Annotated in this window: 11 protein-coding genes; 3 read left to right on the top strand and 8 right to left on the bottom strand. The window is 50.9% G+C overall.

Annotation, left to right across the window (positions count from 1 at the left end; translation table 11 throughout):
* Nucleotides 1-22 precede the first annotated feature (22 nt).
* The 3 genes from IV433_RS04660 to IV433_RS04650 all read right to left on the bottom strand — a co-directional run bounded on the left by IV433_RS04660 (nt 23) and on the right by IV433_RS04650 (nt 4,684).
* On the bottom strand, nt 23-2,467 hold the full coding sequence (locus IV433_RS04660) for a two-partner secretion domain-containing protein (RefSeq protein ID WP_229893211.1): 2,445 nt from the start codon (nt 2,465-2,467) through the stop codon (nt 23-25).
* A gap of 774 nt (nt 2,468-3,241) precedes the next feature.
* On the bottom strand, nt 3,242-3,793 hold the full coding sequence (locus IV433_RS04655) for a tyrosine-type DNA invertase (protein ID WP_195813219.1): 552 nt from the start codon (nt 3,791-3,793) through the stop codon (nt 3,242-3,244).
* A 501-nt stretch (nt 3,794-4,294) separates the two neighbouring features.
* Nucleotides 4,295-4,684: a hypothetical protein gene (locus tag IV433_RS04650; RefSeq protein WP_195813218.1), complete on the bottom strand. Its 390-nt coding sequence runs from the start codon at nt 4,682-4,684 to the stop codon at nt 4,295-4,297.
* A gap of 159 nt (nt 4,685-4,843) precedes the next feature.
* Between IV433_RS04650 and IV433_RS04645 the strand changes: the two genes are divergently transcribed.
* From IV433_RS04645 to IV433_RS04635, 3 genes are all read left to right on the top strand, one after another.
* Nucleotides 4,844-5,098, top strand: a complete 255-nt coding sequence (locus tag IV433_RS04645; protein ID WP_104925134.1) for a ParD-like family protein — start codon at nt 4,844-4,846, stop codon at nt 5,096-5,098.
* Complete coding sequence (gene map / locus IV433_RS04640) at nt 5,091-5,891, top strand: type I methionyl aminopeptidase (RefSeq protein WP_195813217.1); 801 nt, start codon at nt 5,091-5,093, stop codon at nt 5,889-5,891. Before IV433_RS04645 ends, map begins: the two co-directional genes overlap by 8 nt.
* Nucleotides 5,892-5,995: 104 nt before the next feature.
* Nucleotides 5,996-7,348: a glycoside hydrolase family 10 protein gene (locus IV433_RS04635; protein WP_195813216.1), complete on the top strand. Its 1,353-nt coding sequence runs from the start codon at nt 5,996-5,998 to the stop codon at nt 7,346-7,348.
* A gap of 63 nt (nt 7,349-7,411) precedes the next feature.
* Here the strand turns inward: IV433_RS04635 and IV433_RS04630 are convergent, their stop codons facing one another.
* The 5 genes from IV433_RS04630 to IV433_RS04610 all read right to left on the bottom strand — a co-directional run bounded on the left by IV433_RS04630 (nt 7,412) and on the right by IV433_RS04610 (nt 12,384).
* Nucleotides 7,412-7,957, bottom strand: a complete 546-nt coding sequence (locus tag IV433_RS04630; RefSeq protein ID WP_195813215.1) for a PadR family transcriptional regulator — start codon at nt 7,955-7,957, stop codon at nt 7,412-7,414.
* A gap of 107 nt (nt 7,958-8,064) precedes the next feature.
* Nucleotides 8,065-9,795, bottom strand: coding sequence for a tannase/feruloyl esterase family alpha/beta hydrolase (locus IV433_RS04625; RefSeq protein ID WP_229893209.1), 1,731 nt, complete (start codon nt 9,793-9,795; stop codon nt 8,065-8,067).
* Nucleotides 9,796-10,033: 238 nt separating this feature from the next.
* A complete protein-coding gene (locus IV433_RS04620) occupies nt 10,034-10,846 on the bottom strand; it encodes a siderophore-interacting protein (RefSeq protein ID WP_195813213.1) in 813 nt (270 codons plus the stop codon).
* Nucleotides 10,847-10,903: 57 nt separating this feature from the next.
* A complete protein-coding gene (locus IV433_RS04615) occupies nt 10,904-11,629 on the bottom strand; it encodes an SDR family oxidoreductase (RefSeq protein ID WP_195813212.1) in 726 nt (241 codons plus the stop codon).
* Nucleotides 11,630-11,772: 143 nt separating this feature from the next.
* Nucleotides 11,773-12,384 carry a TetR/AcrR family transcriptional regulator gene (locus IV433_RS04610; RefSeq protein WP_195813211.1) on the bottom strand — a complete coding sequence of 204 codons (612 nt, stop codon included), beginning with the start codon at nt 12,382-12,384 and terminating at the stop codon, nt 11,773-11,775.
* Nucleotides 12,385-12,655: the final 271 nt, after the last annotated feature.

The following is a 12,655-nucleotide window of genomic DNA, read 5'->3' as shown; positions in this document are numbered from 1 at the left end:
CTGCTTTCATTTTACCGTTTAATTATAAACCAAAGACTTTACCGCTGTAGGTAATAGAATTCACATTCAGATTTAAACCCTGACGCCCGCCTAATACCGTGGAAGATCCCAGGCTGGATACTGTTTTTGCAGCGATGCTGGCTTTCCCGTCGGTATAAAGTGTTCCGGTGTTATTCACAGCACCGGAAGACGTGACATTTAACGTATTGCCTGCAACGATATCGTTGTAGTTGTTAATTCCCACGGTGCCATGAACTGAAACAGCATTATCAGAGTTGATGGTATTACGGTTGTAAAGAATTCCTTCAGTTGACACATTGACGCTGTCCACACCGTTAATCCAGCCATAGTTGGTGAAACTGTTGAATACATTGAGCACCAGCGCACCATCGGCAGAAATAATCCCTGTGGCATTATTGTCGATCATGTTGCCGCTGCTCGACATATTGAGGCTATTAACATCAATGGCCAAATCACCGGCAGAGTAGATGGTTGAATAGTTGGTGTTAAGCGTCCCGGCCTTAATTTTAGAAGCGCCTGCACCGGCAACCAGCATACTGCGGTCATTATCAATCGTTTTCGCTACCGTCAGGTTTAAAGGGCTACCCTGGGCAATGATACGACTGTTATTATTCTTCAGGGCATTAGCCGTAATATCTACGCCTCCCTTGCCCACCATGCCGCCTTCCTGATTTGGCATTCCAAGATACAGACCGTAAAAACTCTTACTGTTCTGGTTATCAACCGTCCCGCCAGCATTAATGGTCAGTTTTTTATCCGCCACCATTAAAGCAGCGCTGTTATTCACATCCCCGCTGGTTGTCAGATTGACATTCTGCCCATGAACAATACCACCGGTATTATTAATTCGGGAAGCCGTCACATTAATATCACCGTCCGATAAGAGCACACCGATATTGTTATCCAGCGCACCGGAGGTCAGTTCAACATTGATTCCCGTCTTGGCGCTCAGACCCGCCTGACTATTGTTCAGAGAAGCCGCCTGAATTGAGATGCTCTTATCTGTCAGGATCTTACCGCTGGCATTATTTACGTTTGCGGTGTTGAGCAATTTAATATCACCGTTAGACGCAATCTGGCCCGAGTTGTTGTTTAATGTCGCAGAGGATATTTCAATACCGCCAGCTCCGGCGATAATGCCCAGAGAATCACCGCTGCTGGTATCTGCCGTCTTTGTTGAACTGTTAGTCACGGTATTTTTAGACGCATCGATTTTGACGTGGCCGTTTGCTGAACGGATCAGGCCGTTGTTGTTATTCACCGCGCCGGTACTTGCTATATCCACATCACCGTATGAGTCAATCGTACCCTGGCTGTTGTTCACGCTGGTAGATTGCGTGCCGACGTAATAACCCGTGATCTGCCCGTTGTTATTATTGAGCGTGCCGGTCTTGAGACTGACGACACCGGCGGTAATACCGACAGTCTTGCCTTTGCCGGAGTTAGTCAGCGTCCCGTTATTGGTATCGATGCCCAGAACGCCCGTCGCGGCTAATTTACCGTTGGTATTATTGATAGCTCCGCTACCGATATACAAATCTGCACCAGACATGATATTACCGGCGCGGCTGTTATCGATCTGATTCTTGTTGGTATCGATAGAGATGCTTTTATCGCTTAAAATCTTACCGGTGACGTTGGTCAGTGCGCCGTTGGTTTTCATGTTGATCGCGCCGGAAGACTTGATCTGCGCGTTACTGTTGATCAGGGCGCCGTTGGTATCAATCTGAATGCCGCCCGAGCCTGCGGAGAGAACCCCGAGGTTACGAACGCCGACACCGCTTTCGGTGCTGACCAGATTAATTTTATCAGCGTACATGCCACCCAGTTTGGCAACGTCAATGCCATAGGTGTTTCTTGAACCTGTTGCTTTCACTGTGCCCGTGACCTGATTATTCACATCCACATAATTATTACCGGCAATCACGGTGATCCCGTTGCCTGCGACATTCATATCGCCATTAACCGTCACGGAGCGGGCCAACAGAGCGGTTGGCGAGTCGCTGGTTAACCCGTCGGTGGTGATCACACCGCCACTCACGCTGTAACCTTTTAATTCACCGTTTTGCATATCCGGCTTACCGGTGGTGACGGTCACTTTTTCAGCATTGATAAAACCGCAGCCTGAACAGGTAATACCGTTCGGGTTCGCGATAATCAGATGCGCCTTATCACCCGCGACTTCCATCATGCCGTTCAGGGCACTTTTGTTAGTGGACGTGACTTCGTTGAGGATCACTTTTGCCGTGCCTGAAGCCAGATTGCTGTTTCCCGCAATCTGTCCGGCCAGAGTGGTGTTGACTGCATTCTGGCTGTTATTGAAAATCAGCCCTTCTTTGCCGACGTTAAGTTTGTCGTAAATATTATGCGAAATGCCGTTCGCATTCGCTTCATTGATATTAATGACAGGCACACCGTTTGCCGATGCGACTGAACCGTTGGACATGCTGATATCTGCTGCATTCACAATGAATGGCATGGAGAGTAGAATTGACGCCGCAATTGGAGTGAATCTCGCTAACCCATTTTTAATCTGTTTGTTTTCCAATTTTCTGTTTTCCTTCATCTTTGAAGTTATAGACATAACAGCGCTGCAAGGATAATTAACAACGCAAAAATAATGGCAAAGTAAAATCAATGGTAAGAAACCATTAGTTATAACCCTGTGCCACGATTATAAATAGGAGCCAACTCGAAACAGGTTCTGTTTAAGCAGGGCAAAAGTAAATTTTGCCCGTGAGATCCACCCGATGGGTATGTTGTTCCCATCGCAATCAGATATTTCGTCTGTGCGTATAGAATCAGGAGCATTATTATAATAGTGGAATTCTATACATCCAGGGTATTACGGAGTGTTATATATTTATATCTGCCTTGTTTGAACAACGTGAATATACGTTTCTGAATTTACAGAATCAAGTAATTTTTCATAATCAGAGATATCCTGAAATCCTATTCAATCCGGAAACACTCTTATTAAATAATTAGAAATATCCTGCATAAGTGTATTTATTCCCCTGCTGCGCCTGATAACTCAAAAATATCATTATCAGTATATTCTCGAATATTACCTGTTCTCCCGAAGAAATAACGATAAAAAAAGCACCCGCAGGTGCCTGAAATTCTGCCGGAGACATCAGCAACAAAGCGATATTATGCCGGTAGTGAGTCTGTGTGCATGCCCGTATCCTCGTCAGCAAGGCCAGACGGGAAAGTCATATTACAATGTAATGGATCTGAAGCGCCCGGCGTTGCTGGCCGTATAAATCACCGTGTTTTGTATACTCCGGTGCCCCAGGTAATCCTGTATCAGCCGGGTATCGCAGCCGTTATCAGCCAGCGCATAGCCGCAGGCATGCCTGAGCATGTGCGGGTGAACAGCCACGTTAATTCCTGCATTTTCTCCGTATTTACGGAACAAACGGTACAATTGCTGTCGGGACAGTTTGCCCCCGTGGCGGGAAAGGAATAACCAGCTGGAATCAGAATCAAGATATTGCGGCCTTATTTCCAGCCACTTCCTGATAAATACCATTTCCCGGTTTTGTATCGGATGCTGAACGGAGAAGCCATTTTTAAGGCGGGAGATGTAGATTGTCTTTGTCGAAAATTCGACGTCCTGAACCCGTAATCCGGCCAGTTCACTCACGCGAAGTCCGTGAATAAAACACATCAGCAACATGCACTTATCACGATGTTCGTTAATCCCTGCCGATACAGCGCCGACGAGTCTCTCCATCTCCGCCCGCGTTAAATACTTTCTCTCACGCATTCAATTTCTTTCCCTGTGGTATGTCAGAATCTTGTGAATTCTTTCGAATCTGTTTGAGTTTTTTTGGCGAGGATACGGTAATGAAACCGTTATTTCCACTTGTAAATTCCCGCTCACGGGAATCACAGACCCAGGCTACAGAACGGCAGGAAATATCATAAAAATACAGCACAAAATATTACAAAACCCGAATACACTACTATTAGGCACTTTATATCTGCTATATAGTGGTGTATTTATCAATGAACTCCAGTGAATTAAACTCACTGCGGATGGAGATCATTCCCGCTCACGCCGGGATTATTACGCCTGAATGCATAAACCTCTTAATTGAGAAGAATATAACTTTTATATTTGAATGTTCATTCAGAATAATCCCCGACAATGCGGGATTTCTCTTAAAAGAAAATCCGCTGGAAAAGAGCAAAAAAACCTCTGTTTCTCAACGGAGGCCTTTTCGCTGACGGTCAGTCATGAATAACGACGTGAACCGGGCACACTTTATTTCGTTGCGCTGGACGCCAGACGGATCTGAATATCGTTATCGAGGTTGTTCACCCAATGGTTGTAGCTGCGGTGAATTTCACCTTTCTCTGCCAGCAGGTTGGTGCTGCCAACATAATTAATGGTGTAACCGGTGGTGTTAAAGGTGATGCGGATATCCGCTTTGTGTTCACGGTTATTCAGGTGGCCGTTAATCACGCCCGGCGCGCCATCCGTCATTATCCAGCCACGTTTCTGCCCGGCGTCAATAATAGCCGTGCGGATCTGATTTTCTGAATTATGCGTCGTCAGCGTGGTGTGTGGCGTTAATACCGGCTCGGTACGCGCGCAGCCGGAAAGTGCCATGACACAGACAAGCCCAATAAGTAACTTACTTGTAGATTTCATGTGAACCTTTTTGATGTGTTTTATACGATAAGAAATTGAAAACTGGACACAATATACGTCAACGTCGGAAAGGTGTCATGAGCGGCACAGGTTGAGCTGCGGCTTTTTTCCGGTTAGTATATAAAACATATATGTTTCGTATACTACTGAGGCACGCTTATGGGCATCATCAAGATTTCAGAACTGATGCATGAAAACTTACGCATCGCCAGCCTGGCTTATACACGTTCGATCAACGCTCAGGCCGAACACTGGATGAAAATTGGCATGTTAATGGAAACCCATCCGGACATGACTCACAGCGAAATCTCCCGCCTGCTGGTGCGTTGCAGCATGGAATCCGATGAGAACACCGACAGTTTCCGTACGCTGTTAAACGTGGGCGGCACACACAGGAAGGCAAGTAATGAATAGTGGTTTAGACAGCGCGTATTTTGTTAACAATAACCGGATGATCAAAACGCCGGAAGGGATCAGCAAAGCCCGCATCGCAGGCAAACTGGCCGCCCGGGTTTTGCATATGATCACGCCTTACGTTGTGCCCGGCGTCACGACCAATGAACTGGACCGCATCTGCCACGATTTTATCGTCAACGAATTGCAGGCGATCCCGGCCAACATCGGCTATCACGGTTATCAGAAAACGACCTGTACCTCCGTCAATCATGTGATTTGCCACGGTATTCCGTCCGACAAAGCGCTGAAAAAAGGCGATATCGTTAATATCGACGTCGCGCTGATCAAAGACGGCTGGTACGGCGACACCAGCCGCATGTATTACGCCGGTGAGCCCAGCATTCTTGCCCGCCGCCTGACGGATACCACGTATGAAGCCATGATGGCCGGCATTGAAGTCGTCCGCCCCGGCGCAACGCTGGGTGACGTCGGTTATGCCATTGCCGCCGTGGCGAAACGCGAAGGGTTTTCCATCGTGGAAGAGTATTGCGGCCACGGCATCGGCATGGGCTATCACGAAGACCCGCAGGTGCTGCATTATGGCGAAAAAAACCGCGGTCTGGTTTTGCAGGAAGGCATGCTGTTCACCATCGAACCGATGCTGAACGCCGGTAAAAAGCAGAATAAAGTACTGCCCGACGGCTGGACGGTGGTCACCAAAGATCACTCGTTGTCCGCGCAGTGGGAACATATGGTAGCCGTGACCAAAGATGGTTTTGAGATTTTGACGCCATGGCCTGAGCACGAATAAGCGGAATTTTTACCGCATCCGGATCATGCCCGATGCGATGATAAGCGCCTGACTGGTTGACTTTAATTCGAATACTACGAAAATGTTTTCATTCGAAAAACGACATGAAAGTCCCGGAGTTTATCATCGCTTCTTCCCCTGTTTTACCCTTCGCAACTCCGGCTAAAAAGTCAGGCGTTCTTATTGCCATGGCGCTGTTACTGGCGAGTTGTTCATCCACACCGCCGAAATCACTGGTCACGCCGCTGCCGCCGGTCGCAAAGCAACCTCTTGCGCCAAAAGGTGAGCGCAATAAAGAACCGGTGCGCGGCGTCTGGCTGGCGACGGTTTCCCGTCTCGACTGGCCGCCGGTGTCTTCGGTAAATGTCAGCAGCCCCGCACAGCGCATCAGTCAGCAGAAAAAGTCCCTCACCGACAAGCTCGATAACCTGCAATCGCTGGGCATCAACACCGTGTTCTTCCAGGTTAAACCGGACGGCACCGCGCTGTGGCAATCCAAAATTTTGCCGTGGTCCGATATGCTGACCGGCACGATTGGCCAGGACCCGGGTTATGACCCGCTGAAATTTATGCTCGATGAAGCGCACAAGCGCGGCATGAAAGTGCATGCGTGGTTCAACCCGTACCGCGTTTCAGTGAATACCAAACCTTCAACGATTGCCGAGCTGAATCGCACCTTGTCTCTTAGTCCGGCGAGCGTTTATGTGCTGCACCGCGACTGGATCCGCACCGCAGGCGATCGTCTGGTGCTGGACCCCGGCATTCCTGAAGCGCGTGACTGGATCACCAGCATCGTGGCCGAAGTCGTGGCGCGTTACCCGGTCGACGGCGTGCAGTTTGATGACTATTTCTATGCCGAAACCCCTGGCTCGGCGCTCGATGACAGCATGACGTTCAGAAAATACGGTCAGGGATTCAGCTCAAAAGCGGACTGGCGTCGCCACAATACACAGATGCTGATCGCACAGGTTTCCCGCACCGTCCGCCAGCTAAAACCGGGCGTTGAATTCGGCGTCAGCCCTGCCGGTGTCTGGCGTAATCTGTCGTTCGATCCTGCCGGTTCCGACACACGCGGCGCGGCGGCGTATGACGAAGCCTATGCCGATACGCGTCTCTGGGTGAAACAGGGTTTGCTCGATTACATTGCGCCGCAGCTTTACTGGCCGTTCTCCCGCAAGGCGGCGCGCTATGACGTGCTGGCGAAATGGTGGGCGGATGTCGTGAAACCGAACAACACGCGTCTGTATATTGGCATTGCGCTGTATAAAGTGGGCGAGCCGTCGAAGAATGAGCCTGAATGGACCACCCGCGGTGGCGTGCCGGAGCTGAAGAAACAGCTCGATATGAATGAATCGTTACCGGGTATAAACGGCACCATTCTGTTTCGGGAAAATTACCTGAACCAGCCGCAAACGCAGGAAGCCGTGCGTTACCTGAGAAGCCGCTGGGGCCATTAAGCCAGAGCGGATAAAACAAAAAAAGCTCCCTGCAATGACGCCGGGGGCTTTTCGTTTTTAACCTTAGCTGCGCTCAATTTCTTTGGTTGCGCGATCTAACGCATCGGTGATTTTATACAGCGTTTCCTGTTCGATGGGCCCTTTCGCAAGCCTTAAATTCAGCGCCGAACGGATATTATTTATCGCCCTTTGCATTTCCGGAATGCTTCGGTTATTCGACAGAATCGCCAGCGAATGCAGCCGCTCAGTCACCGTCGCCAGTAATTCGTCCTGCTGGTTCAGCAATATCACACCTTCTGCGGTGATCGTATATTGCTTCTTCCCGCCTTCTTCCTGATTCGCCAGAACCAGTCCCTGATCTTCCAGAAAAGTCAGGTTCGGATAAATAATACTGGCGCTCGGGGTGTATTCCCCTTTGGATAACTCTTCGATGGCTTTGATCAGTTCATAACCGTGGGCGGAACGTTGTTGCAGAAAATGCAGCATTAATAAGCGGATATCGCCGGTTTCGAACATTCTTTCACGACGGTATTTTTTCGCAGCAATACAGTTTGCTTTGTTGCCGGATCCGGCGGGAGGACGGTCGTTGCCCAAAGGATTATTTTTCATCAGAACCATGGTTAAAATTGCGTAAAGATATCCCCTAAAGATAACGGGTTAAGCCCCCGATCACAATCTCCCCTTCGGGCACGAAGGGGAGCGTTTTTACTAGGCCATTAGTTCATGAAAGTAAAAGGCTTATAGAAATCTTCGCCCAGCCAGTGATAAGCCGCAGGCTGCGTCGCCAGCGGTTTACGCACATAGCTGGCGGCTGAATTCACATCGCCTTTGCCGCTGTACACCGCGTAATCCGGGTACGGGAAAACCGGGCGCGAAGCGGCATCTGCCGGAATTTTCTCCAGACGGATTTCAGTTGCTGGCTTTTTACCGCGTTCCGGCAGCGGTTGCCCGAACGACGTTTTCTGCTCTTTTGCCGCCTGATACGTGGTGATGTTATCCGGCGCAGTGCCCTTTTCCACCCAGTTCATCATAGGTGTGAGGAAATCCACCAGGCTCGGGCCTTCACCGCCGGAGCAGTGATGCACGCCCGGCAGCAGATACAGACGCTCAAACTGATCGCGGCTCGCTGCCCCCATGACGTTGCCGACGGCCTGATGATAAGCCACGGAATTGAGCGGTGAAATGTGCTGATCCGCCCAGCCGTGCCAGATAATCAGCTTGCCACCGGCAGCTTTAAACGCCGTCAGATCCGGGTTGGTCGCGTCATAAAGCGGATGCATTTTACGCAGTTCGTCAAACGCCGCTTCGGTGAACTTCACGTCTTTTAACGTAAAATCCGCTGGCGGGTTTTTCTCGTAATTCATGTACTTAAGCGACGACAGCGCGATCATCTGGCTGAAAATCGGGTCACTGGATTTTTCCGGCACAAACACACCTTCCCACGCCAGTTCTGAACCCGGCATCGGGCCGCCGACAATCAGTTTCTTGCCGGTTTTCGGATCTACAGGCCCGGCGTATAACCGGTTCAGCGCCGTCAGTTCGGCGGTGGATAAACACGATACCTGCGGCGTGGCCGGATCGGTTTTACACGCCAGAACCGAGGTGTCGAAATGGCAACTTTGCGGGTCGGCAATCAGGCCATCGGTCTGACCATCCAGCGCGTCGCATTGTTTGAGCACGGCGTTGTGGATCAGCGGCAAACGCGCGGCCAGCAGCACCGGTTTGCCGTCAGGCCCGGTATTGGAAAGCGCCTGCCAGGCGTGATAAACCGCATTCTGCGACTGGAAATTCATCGCGGCGGCACCGGCAATAATCCCGTTGAAATCATGCGGGAAACGCTGCGCTTCCATCAGGGCTTCACGGCCACCGTCCGAGCAGCCGTTAAAATAGGAATACGCAGGCGCGCGGCCATAGAACGTCGTGATCAGCTTTTTAGACACTTCCGCCGTCAGATGCTGGCTGCGGTAGGCGAAATCCACGCGTTTCTGAGGATCCTTACCAAAGTCACCTTCCTTCATGGAATGGCCCATGTCGGTGGCGGCCAGAACAAAACCGTGGGTATTTAAGGGCGTACAACCCGCTGCTGCGCCGATTTGCAGCTGAATATTCCCGCAAAGGCCGCCGCAGCCGATTTGCATATAGCGTTGCTGCCACGATGAAACCGGCAAAATCACCTGAAAACCGATCTCAGGATGCAGATTGCCATCGACTTCACAGGCCGGTGCACCGTTCACGGTGATTTCTTTGGCGGTCGTGATCCGGCTGCCTTCGCCGCCGATGTCCGTCAGTGAAACGTCGGCAAGCTTTGCGCAGGACATCACCGGCCTGATCACCTCCCGCGCAGGTGCAGTGGGATCAGCAGCCGCACTGAAGGAGGAATATCCGGCTAACAGCAGAGGTAACAGACAAAGCGCCCGCCAGCGCCCGTTGAGGCTTTTTAATTTCATAACCATTCCTTTGAATAAAGATTCAGAATTTGTCATAAGAATTATAATGATGGCAGAAATAATAAATAATGGCGTTCAGGGCGGCTGCCGTAATGATTTGCGCGGCAGTTGCAACAAAGTATTAATTCGTGGCGACTGAGATAATAAACCGCAGATAACAGAGAAAATACGTTCTGTTATCTGCGGGAGAATTATTTCGTCACGCTTTACAGGAGTAAATCAGTCCCGGCGCGGAAAATTATTTCGCGTGCCAGTACGCCACGCAGCGGACAAAGTTTGCGTCCAGCCCGCGGGTTTCGGTGAAATAGTCACTCAGGCCTTTGACGAATTTCCCTTCGCCGGTGGCCCAGACGTAATAATCATTTTCCGGCAGCATCAGACTTTTCAGTTTCTGCACCACCGCATCGTCTTCGCGATAACCATAATGTTCATCGCTGACGATCCACTCGACGTTGAAATCTTTTTCTTCATCCAGATAACTGATGCAGCTCACGTCTTTCACTTTCACCAGTACGGTTATTTTTGCGTTTACAGCCGCCTCTTTCAGTTCACGCAGGCGGCGTTTTACTGCCGGAAGACCGGTTTCATCACAAAGATACAGCTGCCACCGGTAGGTCGTCGGAATAATCAGGGAACCGCGTGGCCCGCCAATGATCAGCTTATCGCCCGGTTTGGCATTGTTGGCCCATTCGCTGGCCACACCGCCGTCGTGAATATAAAAATCCAGCGTCAGTTCGTGGGTTTGCGCATCGAAATGCAGCGGCGTGTATTCACGGTTAACCGGACGCGGGCCTTCGCCCCAGGCAATGCCGTCTTCTGTGGCGGTCGGCGGAACAATTACGTCGCCCGGATTCGCCGGGAAGAACAGTTTGATGTGGTCATCAAAACCGCGGGACGTAAAACCTTTCAGCTCGTCGCCGTTCAGTACAATGCGTTTAAAACAGCCGGAAACTGTTTCAGCGCTTTTTACCGTGATGTGGCGGAAAACCAGTTCGTTCTTAACGCGCACCGGCAGGTTGGCGGCGGAAGATTCAGTGCGTTTGTGTTCCATATTCTTTCTCTCATTGTTCCGAAATTAGTATTCGAAATTATTATCAGTGCCAGCCCGTCAGCCCAGCATAATACCGCCGTCAACGGCCAGTTTCTGACCGGTAATAAACGTATTGCTCATCAGGAAAATATAGGCCGACGCCAGCTCATCGATGGTCGCAACCCGGTGCAGCGGAATGCTGGTTTCAAAACGCTGCCTGATAGTTTCAAACTGCTCCGGTGGCATATCGCGCCAGAACGGCGTGGGCGTCCAGGTCGGTGCCACCGTATTCACGCGCACATCGGGCGCAAGTTCCACAGCCAGGCCTTCCACTAGCGCCTGAATGCCCAGATTGCCGGTATAACTGGCGCAGGCATCCTGCGCACGGCCACCGGTTCCCGACGTGAAAATCAGACTGCCTCCGGCGTTCAGTTTCGTGGCCGCCAGCTTGCCAATCAGGACGTTCGTGAAGAATTTGGATTCCATCACGCGCCGGATTGTTGCCATATCGGCTGACAGAAAACCGCCACCCATGACGTCACCGACCATTGAAACAGCGTGGTCGAAAGCGGCCGTTTCCGCAAAAAAAGCTTCCAGCGCAGCGTGGTCGTGCGCATCGAGGATCACGGTTTCGACTTCCGCGCCGCTGGCCGCCAGCGCAGTTTTGGCCTGCGCCAGACGCTCTGCATTTCTGCCCGCCAGCGTCAGTTTTGCACCCTGCTCTGCCGCCAGTTCCGCCACGCGCAGCCCGATACCGGAGCTGCCGCCAATCACCAGAATACGTTTCCCTGATAATTCGTTCATCGCACTTTCCTTCAGAAGTGGAATCATTCTCAATTCAGTGAAAGATATATCTTAGTAATATTTTATGCAATGACTTCAAAAAAAAACCGGCCATCGTGAAGAAGGCCGGTTGGCGGTTTGTGCAGCAGAACGCACCTCGTGAATTAACGCACCGCGCCGCGCAAAAACATGTCGACAGCGCTGCTCACCATCTGGCGGATTTCCGCAATTTCCAGCGGTGCCGGATTACGCTGATAGACGCGCGTATTGGTTTGCGCCGTCACCAGCGCCAGAAACTGTAAGGCGCGCAGATGCGCATCGGCCTGCGCCAGTTGCCCTCGCTCCATCGCGCTGGCGAGGAATGTTGCCAGGATTTCGACGCTTTCCCGCGGGCCGGCGTCATAAAACAACGTGCCGATTTCGGAATGCCCGGACTCGGCGATCACCATGCGATACACCGCCAGCGCGGAGACATCATTAGTCAGCACCAGCAACATTCTTTCGCCAAAACGGGTAAGGATGGTTTCGAGACCGGCATCCGCCCACGTTTGGGTCAGATCGCTGACGGCGTCGGAAAGATGCCCGGTGGCATAGGCTTTCACCACCGCCACCAGCAACGCTTCTTTCGACGGGAAATAACTGTAGAGCGTGGCTTTGGAGCCGCCGAGACGCCGGGCGAGTTCATTCATTGACGCGCGTTCGTAACCGGTTTCCTGAAACAATTGCGCTGCGGCATCGATAATCGCCTCCCTGCGGGCTTCGGTGCGGACTTTCATCTTCCCTCCTGACGTTGCTTTTACGGCCACGGCCAAAAACGCCGCGACGAAAACTGTACAGTACAGTTCCCTGATGTCCCCACTCTAACGACGGGTTTGCGCCTTGTAAAGCGAGCCGCGTAGCCCATTTTTCAGAACCAAGTGCAAAGATTTCGTTAAGAAGCGCATTTTTATTTACCAATTTGTTGATAACAATTATCAGTATCATTATCATTCGCACAAAGCTGAAATGGGTAAGGACTGTAATTAAACCCATATTTTATAAGGACAA

Origin of the sequence: Rahnella laticis (genome assembly GCF_015644585.1) — a bacterium.
Lineage (GTDB): Bacteria > Pseudomonadota > Gammaproteobacteria > Enterobacterales > Enterobacteriaceae > Rahnella > Rahnella laticis.
This window is presented reverse-complemented; position numbering and strand designations above follow the sequence as displayed.